We start from the raw sequence: 23,340 nt of genomic DNA, 5'->3' as shown, positions 1-23,340 counted from the left end.
GATAACGATATATCGTTTGTCTTTTAACGATTAAACGTTAGACTACGTGCATGCAATGGAAAGACTACCTCGCCAAGCTTGCAGCGAAGGGTGTCAGTCAAAGCCAGATCGCCCGCGAAGTGGGCTGCGGTCAAGCAACGATTTCTGACCTCGCACTGGGCAAGACCAAGGAACCACGAACATCTTTGGGTATGGCGCTCATGCGCATCGGTGCCCGCTGCGGTATCGAGACACCCTTCGGATCGGTTCCCCCAGGCCAAAGTCGCAAAACCGATGAGTGAAGCGATGCACATCACCCACCACTTCACTCCCGGCCTGCACTTCGCCGCACGCTGGAAGTACGCCGCCCGCGCGCCATCGGGCCGGGCCTGTTGGTCGCGGCTGCCGCTGGGGCAGCCGGATACGGGCAGGGCCGATCCGCATGGCGCCTGGTGGTGCGTGCGGCGCTGCGCTGCCGTGCTGCGGCGGGAGATGTGGCAGTCGGTGCATCTGCCGCCAGGCATGCCCTTGCGGCCGGGGCCGGAAGATGTGGCGCTGGCTCTGCACGCGCTGATGCCGCGTTGGCAGGTGCAGCTCAGCGCAGGGGCCGGGCACAGTCCGCTGCAGTCCTGCACCCGGGCGCTGCTGGCGGGCGGCGGGGCCGTGCTGCAACTGCAGTCAGAGGCGCTGAACCGGCGCCCGCAGAGCACGTTCTGGGCCTGGGTGATTGGTGTGGAGATGCATCAGAGAATGCTGCCCGCGCCGGTGAAGCCATGGCCCTCATGCCGTGCGCCCCGCCCTGCCGCGCTGCTGACCATTCCCTTTGGCTGGAGCATGCCCTGGGCCTGCGGCTATGCGGCGCGGGTGCAGGTGAACCGCGACGGGCACTGCGATGTGGATGGCATTGACGGGCAGTGGCGCGAGTGCCGCTGCCTGACCGCGATCACGCTGTCGCCCGCGCAACGCGGCAATGCAGGGCCATTGACGGGGCACGCACCGTGTTGAAGTCCACCACGACAAGGTCCCACATGGATGAGACCACGCACCTCACCCACCGCTTCACCCGAGGGCTTCGCTTTGACGGACTGTGGACCTACTCGGCGCTCACGCCTTCAGGCCGAGCCTATTGGGCACGACTGCCGGCAACCCGGGCAGGCGGCATGGCTGCAGCAGATCCACAGCGGGCCTGGTGGTGCGTGCGCCAGTGCGTTGCAGTGCTCAATCGCAGGCCCTGGCGTTCCGCGCATCTGCCCTCGGGCCTGCCTGCGCATCCGGAATGTGGCGATGTGGCGCTGTCCCTGGGCGCAATGCTTGCGGACTGGAACGTGAAGGTGCTGGATGACCCCTCGACACAGGCGCCGCTGCTGCGCAGCACCGATGCGCTGCTTGCCGGTGGCTGCTCTTTGCTGCAACTGCAGGCCGAGGATTCAAGCGATGGCGTGCAAGCCGTTTTCTGGGCCTGGGTGATCGGCGTGGAAATGCACGAGAGGTTCCAGCGTGCCAAGCGCATTTCAGCCTTTGACATGCCCGGGCGCCCTGGCGCGCTGCTGATCTGGCCCTTCGGCTCGCCCCTGGCATGGAATCACGCCTTGAGGGTGACGGTGGATGGCGAGGGGCTGTGTGATGTGGATGGCCTGGATGCGCGCGCAAGCCGGTACCGCTGCACGGCGGCCATCACGCTGGAGCCACTGAGCAACGACATTGCCATCAACGGCAGCTTCTCCTGACCGGCTTTTCCTGACCCGAAGAAATGCAGAACTCCAATCTCACCCCAGAGCAGTACGAGCGGGAAATTCCGCTGGAGCCAGGTAGTCCCGGTCAACGCCTCATCAGCGGCCTGCTCTTTGATGGTCACTGGCAATACAGAAGGCGTGCGGAAGCCGGCAAGACCAGCTGGACACAGCTGCCGATGGCCTCCGACCTTGCTGGCCCGGCCGACCCTTATGGCACCTGGTGGTGCGTTCGCCGGTGCGCCGTGGTTCTGGAGCAGCACCACTGGTTGTTCCTGCGGCTGCCCGTTCACCTGCCCCCGCTTCCCGGCGTGGAGGAGCTGGCGCAGATCCTTGATGTGCTGCTGCCCGATTGGGACGTACAGGCACCTGATGAATGCGCCCGGACGCCCTTGCTGTGCGCCCAGGCAGTCGAGCAGGGAGGCAGTGCCTTGCTGATGCTGGAGTCACCGGAATGCGAAGGGCCCAAGCCAGGCATTTTCTGGGCCTGGGTGGTGGGGTACGAGCCGGAGCTGCCGTTGTCGTGCACCGACGATTGCGTTGCGTCCGACACATTGCCGTCAGCGGGTGCGCAGGCCATGGCGCCTCCCAAGGCTTTGCTTGCCCTGCCCTTTGGCTCGACCCTGCCCTGGTCCAGCGGGTACGCCACCCGGATCCAGGTGCAAGCCGACGGGACCTGCCTCCTGCATGATGCGGGCGGCCCCTGGCACCCATGCCAGTGGCTTGGCACAGTCACGCTTGCAGCCAGGCCCGCACCGGACTGCCGGTAGTGGATCTGCAGCCGCAATGCACATGCCCAGGTCTCCAATTCGCACCTTCATGCCGGGCCTGCGCTTCGATACGCAATGGCGCTACGAGGTGGGTACACAGACGCGCAAGACGCGCTGGGCCACACTGCCCACGGTTCCCGATGCCCAGTGCCTGCCCGATCCGCTGGGCGCCTGGTGGTGTGCACGGCGATGCGCTGCCGTGCTGCGGCAACGGGCATGGCTGCAGGTGCAATTGCCGCTGCAGTTGACGCCACAGCCCGGCCCGCAAGAGCTGGCGCAGGTTCTGGCTTTGCTGCTGCCCGGCTGGAAAGCGCAGCTTGAGAATTTCCCCGCCCTCGCTCCGCTGCGTTGTGCCCAAGCCATGCAGCGGGGCGGCAGCGCCATGCTGCTGCTGGAAATGCCAGGTCACAGGTTTCGCCACCCGGCGCTCTTCTGGACCTGGGTGATCGGCATGGAGCGATCACCGCTGCGCCTGCGCTCTGCAAACAATCTCACGCGCCTCGAACCCTATCCACCAGCGCAGCCGCTGCCCGAAGCCTTGCTGGCCATGCCCGCCCGCCGCTCAAGGCCCGGCGCCAACCGCCACGTCACCCGCATCCAGATGGACGCCGCCGGGCGCTGCATCTCGGATGACGCCGCCTGGCCATCGGATGGATGCAGGTGGCTGGCGTGCATCACGCTGGAGCAGTTGGGCGTGGGTTGAGCCTGAGTTGGGCCGTGGTGGCAATGCGCGCACGGCCCGTGCCCTCAGTCCCCGCGCACGCCTGCCTCTCAGATGCGCGGCGTGTACTTGAGCGTGAACATGACGTTGCGAGGGTCGCCGAAGTCGTTGTTGCCGTTTTGCTCGGCAAAGCCGGGGATCCAGTAGCGCTTGTCGAAGACGTTGTTGAGGTTCATGACTAGAGCTGACTGGATGTGGTGACGGCGGCGCAGCGGGATGTGTTGTGGGCGGTAGTCCGTATCTACTGGCAACGATGACCTAATTTGTCATTTGCTCAAGAGTCAATCTTGGGCAATCTTGGCACTCCCTTGGAATATTTTCAAATATCACATCATTTCCCACCATGATGCTATTCATTGGCGGTTCAAGATACCAATATATTGAGCCATTCAGCCAAAGATCCACCACAGCGCTTTCAGAAATAAGTCTACCTGTTTTTACTTCATAAAGACGCACAGTCATGGGCATTTTCATCTGGCGATAAATCAGTTTCTGGGCTAATGGCACGTAATAGTACTCAACCCTGTAAACGCCGCGGGGGCTGATGCTCTCACCTTGTTTCTTTGGTATCATGAACAGCAAAAGCAATACCGTAACCACTACCATCCCCAGGATGATAAATATCCATTTTTTACTATATTTAATCTTCACAAAATTATCTCCTGAGGGTGATTTATTTTTACCCGATGAACATTAGATAAAATCATAAAATCACCACCTCTATTATTTTTTCTTCTCCATTCTCGAAAATCATCATTTTGTACTGCATATTTATATTTTTTTACATCTTCGGGTTTCTCATGCACCGTCTTCCTCTCTGTCTCAACATCCCAACGTATTTGATAGGTTCTTTCAACCCCTTCAAATCCCCAAAACCCTAATGGCTGGGACAAAAGATCAAAAGAATCATTGAAATCATAGGCATCCCTTAGATAAAAACCCAGTTCTTCAGGAATGAATTTCAGTTCACTGCCACTAGAAACAACAGTGCCCTCCACTGCAACGTTCATTTGCGCCTCGCCCATTGCCCCATAGAAATCATCCATCGGATCGCTGAGATGCCCAAATTTGATGTAATTTATTTGGCAGGTTTCTTCCAATATTTTTGAAGAACGAGATAGATCACCGAATTTCCAGGATTTATCGGACTTTCCCAGGCTTTGAGCTAAGATTCGAGATTTCAAAACCATCCTACCCGGCTTTGAATCCCACCGTCTAGTCAATTCGGACATTGCATTTTGCACTCGAGCGAATCCAAGCGCCCATTGCATGGTAACCAAGCCTTCTTCCAAATATGCTGCCCCAAGTGCATTTGGACGATAGTGTCCTTTTCCCAGCTTCATATCATCGGGCATAGCAAAAGCAGCGCCATTGAACCAACGTTCCATCAATGCGGCAGCCACATGCCAACCAAGCCTTGTACGCATTACCAACGGAATATCTCGCAACTGAAAAACCTCAGTTGTGTATTTATGCCTGGGCAACTCTTTTAATTGAGATCTGAAAACTTCCTGATCCATTTTAATCAACTCAGACATTAGCACCTCCCATATCACCAAAAGATGTTTATTGTATCTTTCAAGAATTCATTAAAACAACCCAATCAATCAGCATGTTGGAAAACCACCAATGAGCATGGCATGCTAACCACTCCGGAAGCTCCAATCGGTAACCAGCTGTCTACTACTTCGCCTTCAACGCAAGGAACGCAACCTATCAGAGGGTTGCCGCTGGTGCCGTCTGCATCACAATTTTTGGTGCAACGAATTTAATTGGAGAAACAACGCAGACACGGTTTGATTCAGCTCGCAAATACTCCGGGGTCCACGCCATCCCTCCCAATCCAGAGGCAGCCCGACGGCCTGTGCGACCTGTCCAGCACAGACGGCCCCTGGCGCGTCTGCCGCTGGCTTGCCACCATCAAATGCAACGCGACGGTATGCCCGAAGCCTGCGTGCGTTGCCGGCATATGGAGGAGCAATTGGCTGGAGAGTTCAAGCCACCAGCCGCTCACTACGCGTTGTGCAGCGACAGCCAAGGGTTCTACGCCGAGTCTCTGAAGCCCTTTCCGGCAGCGGGCGCAAGTGGGATGGCACACCAGAAGCCACGATGCAGATGGCAATAGTGCTCGCCCCGATCCGCATGGGTTCTTGATGCACCCTGCGCAGCACGCCTCAGGTGGGCGTATCCACGTCATCCCAGTCATTGCCTTCGAAGCGCACCAGCCAGTTCAGCGCATGGTGGCGTTCCATGAGCACGTCGGCGCTCAGCCCGGCGGGCGCGGGCTGCTGCTGCACCTGGGCCTGGCGCACGATCCAGTGCAGGCGGTAGTGCTGGTCCAGGGCGTCGAGGATTTCGCTGTCGGGCCGCATGCGTGCGGCATGCAGGGCGCCTTGCAGGCTGCCCGCCTGCAGCAGGGTGCGCGAGGTAAGCGGCACGTCGCAGATGGCGTCGGGTGCGGTGCGGGCACTCGCCCAGCACCCCAATACGAGGGTCGTGCACCATCGCACCTTGCATGCTAGATTCACCGCAGAAGCCCAACTGCCAAAGTAAAAACCCAGAGCCATTCCCATGACATGACGCCCCACTATTTCGTAGGCGATGCCCTTGGATTCATCAGCATTGCACCTTTTCAAACCCTGCAGATCAGCAATGGTGGAATTCTTCGTCTGCTCAAGACGATCCACCACGGGGGCAGCGCCTACCGCAAGTTCCTGTCCTTGTACCCCGAAGTACGCTGCGAGCCGCTGGACTCGCTGTATTTTCTTCGCACCAGCCTCAATGCCTTTGACAGATCGCTGCTACACGATCTGCTTTTCTGCTACGGCTGGCGAGAGTCCAACTGGGGTGCACTCCTGGCGGCGCTGGCCCCAGCCCCTGAATACCGCGCCATGCTGGAGGACCGCCGCCCCAGCCTTCCATACGCAAGCCGGATCGTCGACTTGGCACTGGCAGCATGCGGCCACCCAGTGCCTGAACAATTGGTGGAGCACCAACATCTCCTGACCTCGATCAGGTCCATGCTAGACGAGCTACCTGCTGCAAGAATTCCCTTGCGCCCATCCCTCAATGCCGCCATCGAAAGCCAATACATCCGCGAGGTCGAGCACATCAGAAACATCTACCGGGTGCACGGCACGGATGCCGCAAAAAAGCAGATGACGCAAGGAGCCATTGGCTACTATGGAATGAGCCATAAATTGTGGGTGGCAAACGGGGGCCGTGCCTATCTGCCAAAGTAGTGCTCCCATCACCATGCCGCAAGAAGCATCTATTGCAACTTCCCTAGGACTCTCACCACCGCAATTGCGCCGTGGGACCTACAGGCCCCGGTTGCCCAGAAGCACACCAAGAAAGCTCTGAACGCCGAATATTCATCGGGCGGCAAGCGGTATGGGCATGCCAGCAAAGCATCGCCCCGATACCTGGCGACGGTACGGCCTGCAGACAGCGGGTGACTCAGCCCTGCAGCTCCAGCACCGCCATCCGGTCATACAGCGTGGCCCGCGAGATGCCCAACTGGCGCGCCGTGGCCAGTTTGTTGCCGCTGTTGGCGGCCAGGGTGGCAGTGATGGCCTTGCGCTCCAGCTCGGCCACCTGCTGGGCCAGGGGGCGAAGCAGGTCGGTGTCGGCGGGGCTGTTGTGGGCAGGGGACGGGGCGGGCGCAGTCTCGGGGCCCGGCGCGGGGGCGGCGGGTTCCACGCCGGATGAGCGCAGCACTTCGCGCAGTTGCTCTGCGTTGATGGCGGTGTCTTCGCTGCGCATGGCGGCCTGCTCCAGCACGTTGCGCAACTCGCGGATGTTGCCGCGCCAGGTCTGGCCGGCCAGCAGGGCCAGGGCGTCGGGCAGGAGTTCTGGCGGGGGCATGTCGTTGCGCAGGGCCAGTTCTTCGGAGAGGACTTCGACCAGGGCCGGGATGTCGCGCCTGCGTTCGCGCAGCGGCGGCACGCGGATGGGCAGCACGTGCAGGCGGTAGAAAAGGTCTTCCCTGAAGCGGCCATCGCGCACCATCTGCGGCAGGTCGCGCGAGGTGGCGGCCACCACGCGCACGTCAAAGCGCACGAGCTGGTTGGAGCCCAGCGGTTCGATCTCGCCCTCCTGCAGCGCGCGCAGCAGCTTGGCCTGCAGGTTCAGGGGCATGTCGCCGATTTCGTCGAGGAACAGCGTGCCGCCGTCGGCCAGCCTGAACTTGCCGTCGCGCGGCTTGCGGTCTGCGCCGGTGTAGGCGCCGGGGGCAACGCCGAAGAATTCGGCCTCCAGCAAGGCGTCCGGCACGGCGGCGATGTTGACGGTGACGAAGGGGCCGCCGGTGCGGGCCGATGCCGCGTGGATGGCATGGGCCAGCAGTTCCTTGCCGGTGCCGGTTTCGCCCAGCAGCAGCACGGGGCTGAGCGACTGGGCCGCGCGGCGTGCCTGGCGCTTGACCTCCACGGCCGCCGGGCTGCTGCCGACAAAGCTGGCAAAGCTGTACTTGGCGCGGCGCTCGCCCTGCACGGCCACGCGCAGGCTGCGGTTGCGCTGGGCGGCCAGCTCGCGCCGGGCCTCGTCCAGGTCGCGCTGCAGAACGGCGAACTTGCTGATCAGGGGCTGCAGCGTGGTCTCCGGCTGGTCGAAGAGCACGATGCCGATGGCACCGATGACCGCGCCCGCATCGTCCTTGAGCGGGATGCGGCTGACCACGAAGGTGCCGGCGCGGTTGGTGAGCAGGTCGATGAGTACGGGCTCGCCGGTTTCCAGCACGCGGCGCATGCGGGTGTTGGGGATGACGTCCTCGACCATGTGGCCCAGGAAGTCGTCCACCGAGGCCACGCCCAGGTCGGGCAGAAAGCGCTGGTAGCCCTCGTTGACCCAGACGATGCGCCCTGCCCTGTCGGCCAGGAACATGCCCTGGCTCATGGTGGAGAACAGCTGGAACATGGAGCGCGCTGCCAGCGCGAGGATGCCGTCGGCATCGAGCGGCAGGGGCTGGACCAGGGTGGGTGTGGGCGGCATGGATGGCATCCTAGCCGAGTCGCCTTGGGTCCCCTTGAGATCCCTTGAGATCCCTTTTTGCAGCCTGCGGGTCTGCCGCGCTCAGCCCTGCGCGATGGCGACCTGGGCGCAGATGGCGCGGCACATCTGCGCCGCCTGCGCGTTGGCGATGAAGTAGTAGATGCTGACGCCTTCGCGACGCCGGCCCAGCACGCCGGCCTGGTACAGCGTGTTCAGGTGCTGGGACATGTTGGGCTGCGTGGTGGTGATGTCGGCGAGCAGTTCGGTCACGTTCTTCTCGCCATGGCACAACACGCTGATGATCTTCAGGCGCACGGGCGCCGCCATGGCACGGAACAGCTCCGCAGCGCTCTCGAACACGCTGTCGTCGCTCAGGTCCATGCTGTCATTGCGGCTGTCCATAGGCGTCTGTCATCCTGGTAATGGCGGGTGGGCGGGTGGGCGGGCCGGCATGCTCGCCGCCCCATCGGGCTAGTTTATAGCCCGCAGGGCGGCAGCGCAGGCTCGGGCTCGGCTTGATCTACGGCAAGGCGCCGTGTCGTCGCTCAGAAATCAACCGTGGCCGACAGCAGGACCTGTCCAAGGCAGGCCGCACAGCGGCATCGGAGCCATCGCTCCGATGTCCAGGCTCAAATCTGAAAACAAGCTCTTGCCGGTTCACAGCTAGCGCGGCAGCAGGCCAGGCAGTATGGCGTTCAGATCCACCGCATCGGCCATGGCGCGATTGCCTTCGTCGCCAGGATGCAGGCGGTCGCCCGAGTCGAAGCGCGCCGCCATGCGGGAAGGATGGGCGCCATCGCGCAGCACGGCATCGAAGTCGATCACCGCATCGAAGGCGCCGCCCAGGCGTATCCAGGCGTTCACCTGCCGGCGCAGATCGTCCTTTTCGGCCTGGTAGTAGTCGTCCAGCGGCGTGCCTGGCAAGGCGCCCTCGAAAGGCGGCAAGGTGGCGCCGATCACGCGCAGGCCGTGGCTGCGCGCCCTGGCAACCAGCTGGCGATAGCCCTCTGCCATGTCCTGCAGCGTGGGACGCGGTGCCTGCCGCGCAAAGGCCGTGCCGGGCCAGGAAATATCGTTGATGCCCAGCAGCACGATGAGGCTGCGCACACCGGGCTGGGCCAAGACATCACGCTCGAGCCGCGCCAGCGCATGCTCGCCCATGCCATCGGACAGCAGGCGCGCGCCCGAAATGCCGGCATTGACCACCGCCGCGCCGCGCGGCGCAAGGCGCGCGGCCAGGAAGTCCGGCCAGCGGCTGTCCCGGTCCAGGCTGGCCGTGGCACCGTCGGTGATGGAGTCGCCCATCACCGCTACCACGGGCACCGCGGGCGCCGCAGGGTCGGCCTCGACCTGAATACCCGCCAACAGCGGGCGGGCCGTGCTGCTGAGTGCGCCAGGGTCCGAAGTCCGCAGCGCCGCAGCAGCGGACTGATCGCCCGCCACGATCCAGCCTGTCTGGCGCCCATCCCAGTGAAAACTCTGCACAGGCGTGACGCCGGGCAGGTACAGGCTCACGGCCACCTGCGACAGCGAGGCCAGCGGCAATGCCACAGGGTCGCTGACCAGGGATGCGCCTGCGGCAATGGTGGCTTGCGCGCTGCCGCCGAAGGTCACGGCCTGCAGGCTGCCAGCGTCAATGGCGCCTGCAGGCAACGGCTTTGCCACGGTCGCCCTGCCCACGGTCACAGGCTGGCCGCCATAGGCGTTGGACAGCACGATGCGCAGGCGCGGTCCGCCCAGGCTGATGCGCGCCACCTGGCGCACGGTCTGGTCCTGAAGCACGGCGGGCAGATTGGTGGGAAAGAGGAAGTCCGCCCCCCAGACCGGCTGCGGGCTGGCCTGCCACGTGGCAGCCCAGTTGGAGGCTTCAGCCGAACCCGCCGGCACCGTCGAATCCGCCATGGCTGGCGTGGAAATCACAAGCGCCAGAAGGGCCGCGACCGAGGCCGTGGAAAGCGATGGAAAAAGTTGCCGCATGCAAGGAACCCGATGTCTGTCGATGGCGGGATCATGGATTCAAGGGCTGCGCGGGACTAGACGGTCTGCGGGAACACCATCTGTGAATGGAAGGCATCAACCAGCGGACGAAAAAAAGCCCCTGCCTCGGAAGGCAGGGGCTGTCAGGGGCCCGGGGCGCCATGCGTGACACCGCCGGGCCGGCTAGCAACGGGTTGGCATCAGCCGGCAGCCGCCTCCGGTGAGGGCTTGGGCTGCAGGCGCTTGAGCACGCGCGGCACGATGAGCACGCAGGCCACGATGATGATCAGCGTCAGCGACATGGGGCGCTGCAGGAAGATCCACCAGCTGCCTTCGCCGATGGACACGGCATTGCGCATCTGTGCCTCGGCCAGAGGGCCCAGGATCATGCCGACCACGACGGGCGCGGTGGGAAAGTCGAAGCGGCGCATGATCACGCCCAGCACGCCGATGCCGTACAGCAGGAACAGGTCGAAGGCGCTCTGGCGCATGCCGTAGGCACCCACGGTGGCGAAGATCAGGATGCCTGCGTACAGCTGGGGACGCGGGATCTTGAGCAGCTTGACCCACAGGCCCACCATGGGCAGGTTGAGCACCAGCAGCATCAGGTTGCCGATGTACAGCGAGGCGATCAGCGCCCAGACCAGGGCGGCGGACGAGCTGAACAGCTGCGGGCCGGGGTTGATGCCGTAGTTCTGGAACGCACCCAGCAGCACGGCCGTGGTGTTGCTGGTGGGAATGCCCAGGGTCAGCAGCGGGATCAGCGCGGCGGTCACGGTGGCGTTGTTGGCGGCCTCGGGGCCGGCCACGCCTTCGATGGCGCCCTTGGTGCCGAACTCGGCGCGGTTCTCACCCTTGGCCAGCTTCTTTTCGGTGGCGTAGCTCAGGAAGGTGGGGATCTCGGTGCCGCCGGCAGGGATGCAGCCGAAGGGTGTGCCGATGACGGTGCCGCGCAGCCAGGCGGGCCACGAACGCTTCCAGTCGCGGCCGGTCATGTGCACGCGGCCCATCCTGTTTTGCGTATCGACGACCTTGCCTTCGTACATGGCGGCATACAGCACCTCGGCCACGGCGAACAGGCCCACGGCCACGAGCACGATGTCCACGCCGTCCAGCAGTTCCATCTTGCCCATGGTGTAGCGCGCAGCGCCCGAGATCTGGTCCATGCCGATGCAGCCCAGCGCCAGCCCCAGGAACAGGGCCGTCATGCCGCGCAGCGCGCTTTGGCCGAGCACGGCACTGACGGTGGTGAAGGCCAGCACCATCAGCATGAAGTACTCGGGCGGGCCCAGCTTGACGGCAAAGTCCGCCACCGACGGCGCGAACAGCGTGACGACCACGGTGGCCACGGTACCGGCGACGAAGGAGCCGATGGCGGAGGTGGCCAGCGCGGCGCCCGCGCGGCCGCTCTTGGCCATCTTGTTGCCCTCCATGGCCGTGACCATGCTCGCGGTCTCCCCGGGCGTGTTCAGCAGGATGGAGGTGGTGGAGCCGCCATACATGGCGCCGTAGTAGATGCCCGCGAAGAAGATCATCGAGGCGGTGACCTCGACCTTGGCGGTAATGGGCAGCAGCATGGCCACGGCCACGGCCGGGCCGATGCCGGGCAGCACGCCCACGGCCGTGCCCAGGGCGCAGCCGACCAGAGCCCACAGCAGGTTGGCGGGTGTAATGGCGGTGGCGAAGCCCGCCATCAGTGCGTCAAAGATTTCCATTACAGCCACCCCGTCTCAGTCAGGCCCGGCAGGTTGATTGCCAGGAATTGCGTGAAGGCCCAGAACACGGGCGCCGAGATGAGCAGCCCGGTGACCACGTCCTTGACCCAGGTGATGGGTGCGCCCGCCTGGGCCTGGCCGCCAGCACGGCGCAGGCCCTGCACGGCCAGCACGTAGCAGACGGTGCAGCTGACGATGAAGCCCACGGTGCCGATCAGTGCGGCGTTGACCATCAGGCCGGCCGACACCCAGACGAAGGCGCCGATATCGGCGCGTGGGTGGCCGCCAGGTGCGGAGGCTTCGCGGTAGCCGCCCGTGCGCGCCTCCCAGACCAGCCAGGCGCCGCAGACCGCGAGCACCACGGCGCACAGCCAGGGCAGGAAATTGGGGCCGACGCCGCCGTAGCCGGAGTCGGAAGGGATCTGCAGCGCGCCGAAGGCCAGGCCTGCAGCGACGAGCAGCACGCCAGAGCCGACGATGGTCTGCGCGCGAACCGAGGGAAAGCCGCTGGGCTCATCGGCCTGGGCGGCATCCGTGGCAAGTGGATTGGGTTGTGAGGACTCGGACATGGTCAGTTCCTGGCCGCAGCGGAACCGGCGACCGGGCCGGCCACCGCTGCAGACGTGGGGAAAAAATTAAGCCGCCGGAGCCTGCGGGCCGCTGGCGCGGCGCGCGGGCATCTTCCGCTTCTTGAAGCAGGCGCTGCGACTGGCGCCTGCCGTGGCCCGCAGGAGTGCGGGCCTGTGGCCGCACCGGCCCCGCAAGAGGCCGGTGCAGCCGTTCGATCACACCATGCCGGACTTGACCATGGTGGCGCGCAGGCTCGCGAACTCCTGGTCCACGAACTCGCCGAAGGCATCGCCGGCCAGCCACGCGGGCGTCCAGTCGTTCTTCTGCAGAGCCTCGGCCCAGGCCTTGCTCTTGGTGGCCTTCTCCAGCATGGCAACCAGCGCGTCGCGCTGGGGCTTGGTGATGCCGGGCGCGCCGTACACGCCGCGCCAGTTGCCGATCTCGACGTTGATGCCCTGCTCCTTGAGCGTGGGCACGTCCACGCCCTTCAGGCGCTGGCCCGAGGTCACGCCGATGGGCTTCATCTTGCCGGTGCTGATGTACTCGGCGAACTCGCTGAAGCCGCTGCCGCCCACGGTGACGTTGCCGCCCAGGATGGCGGAGATGGCCTCGCCGCCTCCACGGAAGGCCACGTAGTTGATCTTGGAGGGATCGACGCCGACTTCACGCGCGATCATGGCCGCCGCAATATGCTCGGTGGAGCCGCGCGAGCCGCCGCCCCACTTGACGGAGCCCGGGTCCTTCTTGAGCTGGGCGATCACCTCGGCCATGTTCTTGAAGGGCGAGTTGGCGGGCAGCACGAACACGTTGTATTCGCTGGTCAGGCGCGCCAGCGGCGTGGCCTGCGTAAGGTTCACGGGCGGCTTGCCCGTGATGATGCCGCCCAGCATGACGGCGCCCATGACCATCATGGCGTTGGGATCGCCCTTGCTGCCGTTGACGAACTGCGCAAGACCGATGGCGCCAGCGGCGCCGCCCTTGTTGTCATAGGTGACGGAAGCAGCCTGACCAGCGTCCTGCAAAGCCTTGCCCAGGGCACGGCCCGTGGTGTCCCAGCCGCCGCCGGGGTTGGCCGGCAGCATCATCTTGACGGCGACCGCAGCCTGAGCAGACAGCGGCAGGCTGCCTGCGGCGGCCAGTGCGGCCAGCGACTTCAGAAAAGTATCACGACGCATGGTTTGACTCCTTGTGTTGTAAGGCTGTCGATGATCGGTTCGCTACCTGTCAAATGGCTGTCCAAACCCCTAGGGGAATCCCTAGATCGCTCTTGGCGCGATGGCCTGCATCGCGCCCGGTGCTAACGTGCGGGCCATGCAATTGCTGCTCGTAGAAGATGACAACGCCATGCGCACCACGCTGCAGCGCACGCTGATCCGGCGCGGCATCCAGGTGGAGACGGCGGCCGACGGCCCCTCGGCCCTGGCGCAGTGGCTGGTGCGCGAGCCCGACGCCGTGGTGCTGGATTTGAGCCTGCCCGGCCTGGACGGCCTGCAGGTGCTGGAGCGTGCGCGCGGCCAGGGCCTGCGCACGCCCGTGCTCATCCTGACTGCGCGCGGCACCGTGGGCGACCGCGTGCTGGGCCTGAACGCCGGCGCGGACGACTACCTGGCCAAGCCCTTCGACCTCGACGAGCTGGAGGCCCGGCTGCGCGCCCTGCTGCGCCGCAGCAGCGACAGCTTCGCGCCCAAGCCGCCGCCCGAGACCATTGCCATGGGCGCGCTGCGCTACGACAAGACCAGCGGCGCCATCCACCGCGATGGCGAGATCATGGAGCTGACGCCCCGCGAGCTGGCCCTGATGCACGCCCTGCTGGCACGCCCCGGCCATGCCGTGGCCAAGGAACGGCTGTTCGCGCTGGTGTTTCCCGGCGAGTCCGACGTGCAGTACGAGGCCGTGGAAGTCGTCGCCTACCGGCTGCGCAAGAAGCTGTCGGGCACGGGCGTGCAACTGGTCACGCTGCGCGGCCTGGGCTATCTGCTCAAGGCCGAGTCGGCCTGACGCATTGCCGCATTCCTGCACCGCAAGCCCATGCGCGACCCCGGTCTTCCCCTTCCCGCCCCCGCCCGCGCGCGCCAGCCCTGGTCGCTGCGCCGCCAGCTGCTGACGGGCATTCTCGTACCCGTCATTCTGTTCATTGGCTTCAATACCTGGAGCCTCTACCACCAGACGCTGGCTGCGCTGAACACGGCCTATGACCGCACGCTGCTGGCATCGGCCAAGAGCATCAGCGAGCAGCTGGATGTGACGGGCTATGACGAGTCCGCCCAGTTGCATGCCATCGTTCCCTACTCGGCGCTGGAGATCTTCGAGGCCGACAACCAGAGCCGCATGTTCTACCGCGTCTCCACGCTGGACGGGGAAATGGTGTCGGGCTTTGGCGAGCTGCCCATGTGGCACGGCGTCATCCCCCAGCGCCCGCCCTACGCGGCCCTGGTCGATTTCTATGACGCACAGTTCCGCGGCCGGCCCGTGCGCATGGCCGTGCTGCTGCAGCCCGTGGCCAGCGCCAAGGGGCGCGGCATGGCCGTGATCCAGGTGGCCGAGACGCTGGAGCTGCGCGAGACCCTGGCCCTGCAGATCCTGCGCACCACGCTGGCACGCCAGGCACTGCTGGTGGCTGCCGTGGCGCTGATCGTGATCTTTGTGGTGCAGCGGGCCACCCAGCCCGTGCGCCAGCTCAGCAGTGACCTGCGCTCGCGCCCGCGCGGCGACCTGAGCCCGCTGTCGGCCCCCGCTGCGCCGCGCGAATTGCAGCCCCTGCTGGAGGCCATCAACCAGCTCATGCTGCGGCTGCGCCAGCTGCTGTCGGACCAGAAGCGCTTTGTGCGCGATGCATCGCACCAGTTGCGCACGCCGCTGGCCGTGCTCAAGGCCCAGCTGCAGTCGGCCCAGCGCGGCGATGTGCCGGCCGAGCAGGCCTTCGAGGAAATCGGCGCCACCGTGGACCGCGCCACGCGGCTGGCCAACCAGATGCTGGCGCTGGCCAAGGTCGAGCAGCTACGGCAGGAAGACAGCGCCGAGCCGGCGTCGCCCGCCCCCAGCCTGCTGGACGAAGTGGTGCGCGACGTGGCCATCGAACTGTCGCCGCTGATTGCCGAGCAGGACATCGACTTCTCCATAGACACCGAACCCTGCCCCGTGCCGGCCCATGAATGGATGCTGCGCGAGCTCACGCGCAACCTGCTGCACAACGCCATACGCCACATGCCTGCGGCCGGCAGCCTGCACATCAGCGTGCACCAGGCCGGCAGCCAGGCCGTGCTCAGCCTGCGCGACAGCGGGCCGGGCATAGACAGCGATCTGGCCCAGCGGCTGTTCCAGCCGTTCTCGGCCGGCAATGCGCGCAGCGGCTCGGGCCTGGGGCTGGCCATCTGCCACGAGATCGTGCAGACGCTGGGCGGTGCCATCGAACTGCGCAACATCTACCGGCAAGGCTTGGTCTGCGGGTTGCATGCGCACGTGGCGATTCCGCTGCAACCGGCCGCTGGCAAGCACCCCGCGCCGCGCGCACAATAACGCCATGACCGATATCGAATCCATGCGTCTGGACAAATGGCTGTGGTGCGCGCGTTTCTACAAGACGCGCAGCCTGGCGGTAGAAGAGATCGGCAAGGGTCGCATCACCGTCAACGGAGCCCTGGTCAAGCCCGCGCGCGAGGTGCGCTGCGGCGACACCGTGGCGCTGCGCCAGGGCCAGATTCCGCGCACCGTGGTCATTCGTGGCCTGTCCGGCATGCGCGGCCCCGCGCCTGTGGCCCAGGCCCTGTACGAAGAAACCGCCGCCAGCCTGGCCGAGCGGGAGCGCCTGGCCGAGCAGCGCCGGCTGGCGCCCGAGCCCGCCAGCAGCATTGCCGACCAGCACGACGGCCGCCCCACCAAGCGCGACCGCCGCCAGATCGACCAGGTGCGCGAGCGCGGCAGCTGGGACAGCCGCTGGAGCGCATCCATCGACGACCTGGACCGGCGCTGAATCCCGCGGCCCTGCCCGCCTCACGCCTCTTCCAGCAAAAAGGCCATGCGCAACCGCTGCGCATGGCCTTTTCTCATGGGTTTGCGGGCGCAGACCCCTGCGGCGTTCAGACCACCTGGTCCTTGGCCGGTGCGTCGTCCCCCTGCGCACGCGGCAGGATGAGGTTCATCACCATGGCGGCCATGGCCCCCACGGTCACGGCCGAGCCCAGCAGGTACTGCAGCATGTCGGGCAGGGTCTGGACCCAGTCCTTGGGGGCCAGCGTCGCGAAGAAGGAGCAGATGATGGGCACGCCCACCACCAGCATGGCGCGCTCGTCCAGGCGCACATGGCGCAGGATGCGGATGCCCGCCATGGCAATGGTCACGCAGACCACGGCGAACATGCCGCCGATCACGGGCGAGGGAATGGCCGCAATCAGCGCCGAGAACTTGCCCAGGAAGCCCAGGCAGGCCAGCACCAGGCCGGCTGCAATGAAAACCATGCGGCTGGCCACGCCGGTGATGGAGATCACGCCCGCATTGGTGGAGTAGCCGGTGACGGGCGTGGCGCCTATCAGGGCGGCCACGCTGCAGCTCAGGCCCTCTCCCACGGCGCCACGGTCGAGCTGGCGGCTGGTGATGGGCTGGTTGATCACGGCCGAGACCGCAAACCAAGTGCCCGTGGTTTCCGCCATGACCACCAGATAGATCACGACAAAGGTCAGCACGGCAGGCAGGCTGAACTGCAGCGGGTAGTCGATGCCGGCCAGCTTGGGCAGCGTCAGCCAGGGCGCATCCGCAACCGGCTGCCAGGCGAACAGGTCCATGGCCCAGGCCACGGCCGTGCCGCCGGCCAGTGCGATGATCACCGACGACAGGCGCATCCAGCGGCCCAGCCGGTTGTCAAAGCGCAGGCCCAGCATCATGGCCGCGATCAGTAGCGCCGCCGACACCGAAGCCAGGGCAATGGACTGGTTGACCGTCATGCCGCCGTGGACAGAGAACACGTTGGCGCTGAGCGCAATCGGCAGCAGCGACAGCCCCACCACGAGGATGATGGTGCCGCCGACGATGGGCGGCACCAGCCAGCGGATCACGCGGTGGAACCAGCCCAGCGCACCCAGTGCGATGACGATCAGCGCTCCCGGAATCAGCGCGCCATAGACCGCTCCCATGCCGCCGAAGCCACCGCCCGCGCCAAAGGCCACGGCCAGGATGGCACCCAGCGGAATGTAGGAAGGCCCTTGCGCAACAGGCATGCGCATGCACCAGGCGGTCTGGATCAGCGTGCCCACGCCTGCGGCAAGAAAGGTGGACTGGATCATGGACGCCGCATCGGCTTGCGACAGCGCCAGGGCCGAGGCAATGATGAAGGGCACGACATACACGTCCATGGCCATCACATGCTGCAGGCCCAGCAACAGGGCCTGTGACAGCGAGACGCGGTCGTCGGGGCGGGCGATCAGGCGCCCTTCGTAGGAGGAGGTCGGTTCGGTCATGGGACGGAAAAATGCGGAAAACGGCCGCAGCCTAAAGACTGCGGCGCTCAGACAGCAGTGACAGCGCTGACCGCGCTGGCGGCCTGGCGCCGGTGCACGCACTCGCCCTGCACCCAGGTGCTGGCCACATTGGCGCGCGTGGCGTGGTGGATGATCTTTTGCAGAATGTCAGCCGGGCCATCCGCGCCGGGCCAGATCTGGACATTGGAGTCAGGCCCCTGGCAGTCGATGGCCAGGACGTCCATGGCGTGGCCGGGCTCGATGCGGCCAATGGGCAGGTCCAGCGCATCGCCCCCCGCCGCCGTGGCCAGCCACAGCGCAAAGACGTGGTCGATGCGGGCCTGAACGCCCTGCCCCGCCCTGCCGCGCTGCGAAGCGCCCAGGGCCGGGTCCACCCCCTCATGCAAGGCCAGCGAGGCCGTCATGGCGTGGCGGCAGGCATCGAACATGCTGGGGCTGTAGCCGCCCGAGATGTCCGTGGCCAGCCCCATGCCCAACCCCTGCGAGCGGCCGCTGCGGGCCGGGAACACGCTGTTGGCGAAATAGAAGTTGGACAGAGGGCAATGCGCTACCGAGGCGCCCGTGCGCGCCATCAGTGCCACGTCATCGGCCGTGAGGAAGTTGGCATGGGCCACGACCGTGCGGCGCGTGAGCAGGCCGAAATCATGCAGCGCATGCGCATCGGTGCGGCCCTGGCGTTCCAGCACATGGGCATGCGCCCAGTCGCTCTCGGAGCAATGGGTTTGCACATGGGCGCCGGTGCGTCCAGCCAGGTCGCCCAGGCCGCGCAGCAGCTCGTCGGTGCACGAAGGAATGAAGCGCGGCGTGATCACCGGCAGCACGCGCTGCTGCGCGTTGTCCGGATGCTGGCGCAGCCAGTCGATGAAGCGCGCCGTCTCGGCAATGCCTTCGGCGGCGCTGGCGTCCTTGTAGTACGGGGGGCATTGCGACGGCTCGTCCATCGCCACCTTGCCCACCAGGGCGCGCTGGCCCAGGGCCAGGCAGCGTTCGGCCAGCACCTGGTTGCCCACGGCGTGGATGGTGCCGAAGTACATGGCCGTCGTCGTGCCATTGGCCAGCAGCGTGTGCACCACGCTGTCGTAGACCGAAGTGGCAAAGCCGGCATCGCCGTAGCGCGCTTCCAGGGGAAAGGTGTACTCCTGCAGCCAGGTTTCCAGCGGCACATCCAGGGCCTTGCCGCTTTGCGGCCATTGCGGTGCATGCACATGCAGGTCCACCATGCCGGGCAAAAGGTACTGGCCTTCGGGCAGGCGCTGCAGCGTGCCTGCGGCCGCATGCGCGGCCTCCAGAGCGGCGCGGCGGGGATCACCGCGCTCCAGCACGGCATCGATCATGCCGCGGCCATCCACCACGATCAGCACGTCCTGCTGGATGCGCAGCGCATCCGGCACGGGCGCATCGAAAGCAGTGCACAACAGGGCCCAGCCCCTGCCAGGGTCAGCACAATTCATCATGGACACGCGGCCCCCTGCCTCACTTGGCCTTGAGCTTGGCCAGGTCCTCGGCCGTCAACCACCGCCACTGGCCCGGCTGCAGGTCCTCGGTGAGCTCCAGCTCGCCGATCTTCCAGCGATGCAGGCCCTCGACGCGGTTGCCAACGGCCGCGATCATGCGCTTGACCTGGTGGTACTTGCCTTCGGTCAGCGTGAGGTCCAGCACATGCTCGCTCACCTGCTCGCAGGCAGCGGCCTTGACGGGCTTGGGGTCATCGTCGAGCACCACGCCGTCGAGCAGGCGCTGCACCTGGCCGGCATCGACCGGATGCTTGGTGGTCACGCGATAGATCTTGGGCACATGCTTCTTGGGCGAGCTCATGCGGTGGATGAACTGGCCGTCATCGCTGAGCAGCAGCAGGCCCGTCGTGTCCTGGTCCAGCCGTCCCACGGCCTGCACGCCCTGCACGGCACCCTTGTTCGGGCGCAGCCGCAGCGGCAAGGGCAAAAGCGAGTAAATGCTCGGATAGGTCGACGGTTTTTGCGAGCACTCCGTGCCCGCAGGCTTGTGCAACAGCACATAGCCCAGCGCGTGATAGGCCCACTCCACACCCTGCACGCGATAGCGCAGGCCTTCAGGATCGATGTCCTGCGTGGAGTCGAGGCAACGCACCCAGTCATTGGCCTCGGTGTCCCACAGTTCCACCCAGCCCTGCTGGACCAGTCCGGAACACACGCGGCGGATGCCGAACCCTTGGGAATACAGAATGTCTTGCAGTTGCATGTTCATCTTTCAAGCCGTCTGCGCCCACCATGGCGCACGCACATCGCGCAGGCGACGATACAAGTACTTCTGCGCAAACAAGCAAAAAACCCCGTAGCTTTGGGCTACGGGGTTTCTTGGGCTGTAAGAGCCTGACGATGACCTACTTTCACACGGGAACCCGCACTATCATCGGCGCAAAGTCGTTTCACTGTCCTGTTCGGGATGGGAAGGAGTGGTACCAACTTGCTATGGTCATCAGGCATAACTTGTTGTCATGCTGCTCACGGAGCAACACAACGAATTCATAGAGTCTGTAAATCAGCTTTGTATTTTGACTGCGCCTTACTTGGCATAACCACCTTGATGATCACGTCATCAAAGTTATAGGGTCAAGCCTCACGAGCAATTAGTACTGGTTAGCTTAACGCATTACTGCGCTTCCACACCCAGCCTATCAACGTCCTGGTCTTGAACGACTCTTCAGGGGGCTCAAGGCCCCGGCAGATCTCATCTTGAAACGAGTTTCCCGCTTAGATGCTTTCAGCGGTTATCTCTTCCACACTTAGCTACTCGGCAATGCCACTGGCGTGACAACCGATACACCAGAGGTGTGTCCACTCCGGTCCTCTCGTACTAGGAGCAGGCTTCCTCAAATCTGCAGCGCCCACGGAAGATAGGGACCAAACTGTCTCACGACGTTTTAAACCCAGCTCACGTACCTCTTTAAATGGCGAACAGCCATACCCTTGGGACCGACTACAGCCCCAGGATGAGATGAGCCGACATCGAGGTGCCAAACACCGCCGTCGATATGAACTCTTGGGCGGTATCAGCCTGTTATCCCCAGAGTACCTTTTATCCGTTGAGCGATGGCCCTTCCATACAGAACCACCGGATCACTATGTCCTGCTTTCGCATCTGCTCGACTTGTCAGTCTCGCAGTTAAGCACGCTTATGCCATTGCACTATCGTCACGATGTCCGACCGTAACTAGCGTACCTTCGAACTCCTCCGTTACGCTTTGGGAGGAGACCGCCCCAGTCAAACTGCCTACCATGCACTGTCCCCGATCCCGATAAGGGACCTGGGTTAGAACCTCAAACGCACCAGGGTGGTATTTCAACGTCGGCTCCATGAGAACTAGCGTCCTCACTTCAAAGCCTCCCACCTATCCTACACAGATCCGTTCAAAATCCAATACAAAGCTACAGTAAAGGTTCATGGGGTCTTTCCGTCTTTCCGCGGGGAGATTGCATCATCACAAACATTTCAACTTCGCTGAGTCTCTGGAGGAGACAGTGTGGCCATCGTTACGCCATTCGTGCAGGTCGGAACTTACCCGACAAGGAATTTCGCTACCTTAGGACCGTTATAGTTACGGCCGCCGTTTACTGGGACTTCAATCAAGAGCTTGCACCCCATCATTTAATCTTCCAGCACCGGGCAGGCGTCACACCCTATACGTCCACTTTCGTGTTTGCAGAGTGCTGTGTTTTTATTAAACAGTCGCAGCCACCGATTTTTTGCAACCGCTTTGGGCTCCCTTTGTTCAAGTTCACCTACTTGCGGCATACCTTCTCCCGAAGTTACGGTATCAATTTGCCGAGTTCCTTCTCCAGAGTTCTCTCAAGCGCCTTAGAATACTCATCTCGCGCACCAGTGTCGGTTTGCGGTACGGTCGTGTGTAGCTGAAGCTTAGTGGCTTTTCCTGGAAGCAGGGTATCACTCACTTCGTCTGCAAGCAGACTCGTTATCACCCCTCATCTAAGCCCGGCGGATTTGCCTACCAGGCACGACTACAGGCTTGAACCAACATATCCAACAGTTGGCTGAGCTAACCTTCTCCGTCCCCACATCGCACTACACATCGGTACAGGAATATTGACCTGTTTCCCATCAGCTACGCATCTCTGCCTCGCCTTAGGGGCCGACTCACCCTACGCCGATGAACGTTGCGTAGGAAACCTTGCGCTTACGGCGAGGGGGCTTTTCACCCCCTTTAACGCTACTCATGTCAGCATTCGCACTTCTGATACCTCCAGCACCCGTTACCAGGCACCTTCACAGGCTTACAGAACGCTCTCCTACCACTTGCAATAAATTGCAAATCCGCAGCTTCGGTAACTGGCTTAGCCCCGTTACATCTTCCGCGCAGGACGACTCGATCAGTGAGCTATTACGCTTTCTTTAAATGATGGCTGCTTCTAAGCCAACATCCTGACTGTTTTAGCCTTCCCACTTCGTTTCCCACTTAGCCAATTTTAGGGACCTTAGCTGGCGGTCTGGGTTGTTTCCCTCTTGAGTCCGGACGTTAGCACCCGGTGCTCTGTCTCCCAAGCTGTACTCTGCGGTATTCGGAGTTTGCATAGGTTTGGTAAGTCGCCATGACCCCCTAGCCTAAACAGTGCTCTACCCCCGCAGGTAATACTTGAGGCACTACCTAAATAGTTTTCGGAGAGAACCAGCTATTTCCAAGTTTGTTTAGCCTTTCACCCCTATCCACAGCTCATCCGCTAGTTTTGCAACACTAGTCGGTTCGGACCTCCAGTACCTGTTACGGCACCTTCATCCTGGCCATGGATAGATCACTTGGTTTCGGGTCTACACCCAGCGACTGGACGCCCTATTCGGACTCGATTTCTCTACGGCTCCCCTATTCGGTTAACCTTGCCACTGAATGTAAGTCGCTGACCCATTATACAAAAGGTACGCAGTCACCCTTGCGGGCTCCTACTTTTTGTAAGCATGCGGTTTCAGGATCTATTTCACTCCCCTCCCGGGGTTCTTTTCGCCTTTCCCTCACGGTACTGGTTCACTATCGGTCGATGATGAGTATTTAGCCTTGGAGGATGGTCCCCCCATATTCAGACAGGGTTTCTCGTGCCCCGCCCTACTTTTCTCTAGCTCAGTACCACCAGTCGGTTTTCACATACAGGGCTATCACCTACTATGGCCGGACTTTCCATTCCGTTTTGTTAACCGTCTGACTATCACTAGAAGGCTCTTCCGATTTCGCTCGCCACTACTTTCGGAATCTCGGTTGATGTCTTTTCCTCTGGGTACTTAGATGTTTCAGTTCTCCAGGTTCGCCTCGCATACCTATGTATTCAGTATGCGATACCCTTGCGGGTGGGTTTCCCCATTCAGAAATCTCCGGATCAAAGCTAATTTGCCAGCTCCCCGAAGCTTATCGCAGGCTATCACGTCTTTCGTCGC

At 63.4% G+C, this 23,340-nt stretch carries 22 protein-coding genes and 2 rRNA genes (1 of these 24 running past the window's edge); 9 read left to right on the top strand and 15 right to left on the bottom strand.

All coding sequences use genetic code 11. The annotated features are described in order from the left end of the window. The first annotated feature begins 50 nt into the window (after window positions 1-50). Genes JHD82_RS15475 through JHD82_RS15455 form a run of 5 tightly spaced genes read left to right on the top strand, consistent with a single transcriptional unit; the run spans window position 51 to window position 3,182 of the window. Window positions 51-281, top strand: a complete 231-nt coding sequence (locus JHD82_RS15475) for a hypothetical protein (RefSeq protein WP_180317618.1) — start codon at window positions 51-53, stop codon at window positions 279-281. 4 nt (window positions 282-285) lie between these two features. Further along, window positions 286-984: a hypothetical protein gene (locus JHD82_RS15470; protein WP_199137298.1), complete on the top strand. Its 699-nt coding sequence runs from the start codon at window positions 286-288 to the stop codon at window positions 982-984. 23 nt (window positions 985-1,007) lie between these two features. Continuing rightward, window positions 1,008-1,706 (top strand): hypothetical protein, encoded by a 699-nt coding sequence (locus tag JHD82_RS15465; RefSeq protein WP_199137296.1) that lies wholly within the window; start codon window positions 1,008-1,010, stop codon window positions 1,704-1,706. A 23-nt stretch (window positions 1,707-1,729) separates the two neighbouring features. Beyond that, a complete protein-coding gene (locus tag JHD82_RS15460; RefSeq protein ID WP_199137294.1) occupies window positions 1,730-2,479 on the top strand; it encodes a hypothetical protein in 750 nt (249 codons plus the stop codon). 22 nt (window positions 2,480-2,501) lie between these two features. Beyond that, window positions 2,502-3,182 (top strand): hypothetical protein, encoded by a 681-nt coding sequence (locus tag JHD82_RS15455; protein ID WP_233174756.1) that lies wholly within the window; start codon window positions 2,502-2,504, stop codon window positions 3,180-3,182. Window positions 3,183-3,250: 68 nt separating this feature from the next. Here JHD82_RS15455 and JHD82_RS15450 read toward each other — a convergent pair whose 3' ends face one another. From JHD82_RS15450 to JHD82_RS15435, 4 genes are all read right to left on the bottom strand, one after another. Then, complete coding sequence (locus JHD82_RS15450; protein WP_016449625.1) at window positions 3,251-3,376, bottom strand: hypothetical protein; 126 nt, start codon at window positions 3,374-3,376, stop codon at window positions 3,251-3,253. Between the two features lie 82 nt (window positions 3,377-3,458). Beyond that, window positions 3,459-3,851, bottom strand: a complete 393-nt coding sequence (locus JHD82_RS15445) for a hypothetical protein (protein WP_307838102.1) — start codon at window positions 3,849-3,851, stop codon at window positions 3,459-3,461. Continuing rightward, a complete protein-coding gene (locus JHD82_RS15440) occupies window positions 3,848-4,738 on the bottom strand; it encodes a DUF6402 family protein (RefSeq protein ID WP_199137290.1) in 891 nt (296 codons plus the stop codon). Before JHD82_RS15440 ends, JHD82_RS15445 begins: the two co-directional genes overlap by 4 nt. Before the next feature lie 636 nt (window positions 4,739-5,374). Further along, window positions 5,375-5,767 carry a DUF4272 domain-containing protein gene (locus JHD82_RS15435; protein ID WP_233174755.1) on the bottom strand — a complete coding sequence of 131 codons (393 nt, stop codon included), beginning with the start codon at window positions 5,765-5,767 and terminating at the stop codon, window positions 5,375-5,377. 9 nt (window positions 5,768-5,776) lie between these two features. Here JHD82_RS15435 and JHD82_RS15430 point away from each other — a divergent pair, with 9 nt between their 5' ends. Continuing rightward, a complete protein-coding gene (locus JHD82_RS15430; protein ID WP_199137288.1) occupies window positions 5,777-6,442 on the top strand; it encodes a hypothetical protein in 666 nt (221 codons plus the stop codon). Window positions 6,443-6,659: 217 nt separating this feature from the next. Here JHD82_RS15430 and JHD82_RS15425 read toward each other — a convergent pair whose 3' ends face one another. The 6 genes from JHD82_RS15425 to JHD82_RS15400 all read right to left on the bottom strand — a co-directional run bounded on the left by JHD82_RS15425 (window position 6,660) and on the right by JHD82_RS15400 (window position 13,629). Further along, window positions 6,660-8,192, bottom strand: coding sequence for a sigma-54-dependent Fis family transcriptional regulator (locus JHD82_RS15425; protein ID WP_071954838.1), 1,533 nt, complete (start codon window positions 8,190-8,192; stop codon window positions 6,660-6,662). Between the two features lie 81 nt (window positions 8,193-8,273). Beyond that, window positions 8,274-8,594 carry a helix-turn-helix transcriptional regulator gene (locus tag JHD82_RS15420; protein ID WP_013803351.1) on the bottom strand — a complete coding sequence of 107 codons (321 nt, stop codon included), beginning with the start codon at window positions 8,592-8,594 and terminating at the stop codon, window positions 8,274-8,276. Between the two features lie 261 nt (window positions 8,595-8,855). Next, complete coding sequence (locus tag JHD82_RS15415; protein WP_199137286.1) at window positions 8,856-10,169, bottom strand: SGNH/GDSL hydrolase family protein; 1,314 nt, start codon at window positions 10,167-10,169, stop codon at window positions 8,856-8,858. A gap of 200 nt (window positions 10,170-10,369) precedes the next feature. Next, entirely contained in the window at window positions 10,370-11,884 is a 1,515-nt protein-coding gene (locus tag JHD82_RS15410; protein WP_012204439.1) for a tripartite tricarboxylate transporter permease, read from the bottom strand. Continuing rightward, the gene (locus JHD82_RS15405; RefSeq protein ID WP_043819577.1) at window positions 11,884-12,453 is read right to left on the bottom strand and encodes a tripartite tricarboxylate transporter TctB family protein; all 570 of its coding nucleotides are present in this window, start codon (window positions 12,451-12,453) and stop codon (window positions 11,884-11,886) included. Before JHD82_RS15405 ends, JHD82_RS15410 begins: the two co-directional genes overlap by 1 nt. 216 nt (window positions 12,454-12,669) lie before the next feature. After that, window positions 12,670-13,629, bottom strand: coding sequence for a tripartite tricarboxylate transporter substrate binding protein (locus tag JHD82_RS15400; protein ID WP_013803365.1), 960 nt, complete (start codon window positions 13,627-13,629; stop codon window positions 12,670-12,672). Between the two features lie 100 nt (window positions 13,630-13,729). Here JHD82_RS15400 and JHD82_RS15395 point away from each other — a divergent pair, with 100 nt between their 5' ends. The 3 genes from JHD82_RS15395 to JHD82_RS15385 are packed head-to-tail and all read left to right on the top strand — an operon-like array spanning window position 13,730 to window position 16,424. Beyond that, on the top strand, window positions 13,730-14,452 hold the full coding sequence (locus tag JHD82_RS15395) for a response regulator transcription factor (protein WP_012204436.1): 723 nt from the start codon (window positions 13,730-13,732) through the stop codon (window positions 14,450-14,452). Window positions 14,453-14,482: 30 nt separating this feature from the next. Then, window positions 14,483-15,970, top strand: coding sequence for a sensor histidine kinase (locus JHD82_RS15390; RefSeq protein WP_012204435.1), 1,488 nt, complete (start codon window positions 14,483-14,485; stop codon window positions 15,968-15,970). 4 nt (window positions 15,971-15,974) lie between these two features. Then, window positions 15,975-16,424 (top strand): RNA-binding S4 domain-containing protein, encoded by a 450-nt coding sequence (locus tag JHD82_RS15385; protein ID WP_012204434.1) that lies wholly within the window; start codon window positions 15,975-15,977, stop codon window positions 16,422-16,424. Between the two features lie 106 nt (window positions 16,425-16,530). Here JHD82_RS15385 and JHD82_RS15380 read toward each other — a convergent pair whose 3' ends face one another. The 5 genes from JHD82_RS15380 to JHD82_RS15360 form a co-directional block, all read right to left on the bottom strand. Beyond that, window positions 16,531-17,904 carry a uracil-xanthine permease family protein gene (locus JHD82_RS15380; RefSeq protein WP_199137284.1) on the bottom strand — a complete coding sequence of 458 codons (1,374 nt, stop codon included), beginning with the start codon at window positions 17,902-17,904 and terminating at the stop codon, window positions 16,531-16,533. A gap of 47 nt (window positions 17,905-17,951) precedes the next feature. Next, on the bottom strand, window positions 17,952-19,340 hold the full coding sequence (gene guaD, locus JHD82_RS15375; protein WP_233174754.1) for a guanine deaminase: 1,389 nt from the start codon (window positions 19,338-19,340) through the stop codon (window positions 17,952-17,954). A gap of 58 nt (window positions 19,341-19,398) precedes the next feature. Next, window positions 19,399-20,142 (bottom strand): 16S rRNA pseudouridine(516) synthase, encoded by a 744-nt coding sequence (locus JHD82_RS15370; RefSeq protein ID WP_013803370.1) that lies wholly within the window; start codon window positions 20,140-20,142, stop codon window positions 19,399-19,401. A gap of 129 nt (window positions 20,143-20,271) precedes the next feature. Beyond that, window positions 20,272-20,384 (bottom strand): 5S ribosomal RNA (rrf, locus tag JHD82_RS15365). A 125-nt stretch (window positions 20,385-20,509) separates the two neighbouring features. Further along, window positions 20,510-23,340 (bottom strand): 23S ribosomal RNA (locus JHD82_RS15360); it runs 45 nt beyond the window's last position.

It is taken from the genome of Delftia sp. ASV31, from assembly GCF_016428765.1.
GTDB classification, from domain to species: Bacteria; Pseudomonadota; Gammaproteobacteria; order Burkholderiales; family Burkholderiaceae_C; genus Comamonas; species Comamonas acidovorans.
Note: the sequence above shows the minus strand (reverse complement) of the source record. Positions and strands in the feature narration are given on the sequence as shown.

What these genes read in the sequence shown, in the direction of transcription:
- JHD82_RS15390 (WP_012204435.1), top strand. Translation starts at nt 14,483, where the DNA reads ATGCGCGACCCCGGTCTTCCCCTTCCCGCCCCCGCCCGCGCGCGCCAG.
- JHD82_RS15440 (WP_199137290.1), bottom strand. Translation starts at nt 4,738, where the DNA reads ATGTCTGAGTTGATTAAAATGGATCAGGAAGTTTTCAGATCTCAATTA.
- JHD82_RS15430 (WP_199137288.1), top strand. Translation starts at nt 5,777, where the DNA reads ATGACGCCCCACTATTTCGTAGGCGATGCCCTTGGATTCATCAGCATT.
- JHD82_RS15395 (WP_012204436.1), top strand. Translation starts at nt 13,730, where the DNA reads ATGGCCTGCATCGCGCCCGGTGCTAACGTGCGGGCCATGCAATTGCTG.
- JHD82_RS15415 (WP_199137286.1), bottom strand. Translation starts at nt 10,169, where the DNA reads ATGCGGCAACTTTTTCCATCGCTTTCCACGGCCTCGGTCGCGGCCCTT.
- JHD82_RS15405 (WP_043819577.1), bottom strand. Translation starts at nt 12,453, where the DNA reads ATGTCCGAGTCCTCACAACCCAATCCACTTGCCACGGATGCCGCCCAG.
- JHD82_RS15465 (WP_199137296.1), top strand. Translation starts at nt 1,008, where the DNA reads ATGGATGAGACCACGCACCTCACCCACCGCTTCACCCGAGGGCTTCGC.
- JHD82_RS15380 (WP_199137284.1), bottom strand. Translation starts at nt 17,904, where the DNA reads ATGACCGAACCGACCTCCTCCTACGAAGGGCGCCTGATCGCCCGCCCC.
- JHD82_RS15410 (WP_012204439.1), bottom strand. Translation starts at nt 11,884, where the DNA reads ATGGAAATCTTTGACGCACTGATGGCGGGCTTCGCCACCGCCATTACA.
- JHD82_RS15455 (WP_233174756.1), top strand. Translation starts at nt 2,502, where the DNA reads ATGCCCAGGTCTCCAATTCGCACCTTCATGCCGGGCCTGCGCTTCGAT.
- JHD82_RS15400 (WP_013803365.1), bottom strand. Translation starts at nt 13,629, where the DNA reads ATGCGTCGTGATACTTTTCTGAAGTCGCTGGCCGCACTGGCCGCCGCA.
- JHD82_RS15420 (WP_013803351.1), bottom strand. Translation starts at nt 8,594, where the DNA reads ATGGACAGCCGCAATGACAGCATGGACCTGAGCGACGACAGCGTGTTC.
- JHD82_RS15385 (WP_012204434.1), top strand. Translation starts at nt 15,975, where the DNA reads ATGACCGATATCGAATCCATGCGTCTGGACAAATGGCTGTGGTGCGCG.
- JHD82_RS15450 (WP_016449625.1), bottom strand. Translation starts at nt 3,376, where the DNA reads ATGAACCTCAACAACGTCTTCGACAAGCGCTACTGGATCCCCGGCTTT.
- JHD82_RS15475 (WP_180317618.1), top strand. Translation starts at nt 51, where the DNA reads ATGCAATGGAAAGACTACCTCGCCAAGCTTGCAGCGAAGGGTGTCAGT.
- JHD82_RS15460 (WP_199137294.1), top strand. Translation starts at nt 1,730, where the DNA reads ATGCAGAACTCCAATCTCACCCCAGAGCAGTACGAGCGGGAAATTCCG.
- JHD82_RS15370 (WP_013803370.1), bottom strand. Translation starts at nt 20,142, where the DNA reads ATGCAACTGCAAGACATTCTGTATTCCCAAGGGTTCGGCATCCGCCGC.
- JHD82_RS15425 (WP_071954838.1), bottom strand. Translation starts at nt 8,192, where the DNA reads ATGCCGCCCACACCCACCCTGGTCCAGCCCCTGCCGCTCGATGCCGAC.
- JHD82_RS15470 (WP_199137298.1), top strand. Translation starts at nt 286, where the DNA reads ATGCACATCACCCACCACTTCACTCCCGGCCTGCACTTCGCCGCACGC.
- JHD82_RS15435 (WP_233174755.1), bottom strand. Translation starts at nt 5,767, where the DNA reads ATGGCTCTGGGTTTTTACTTTGGCAGTTGGGCTTCTGCGGTGAATCTA.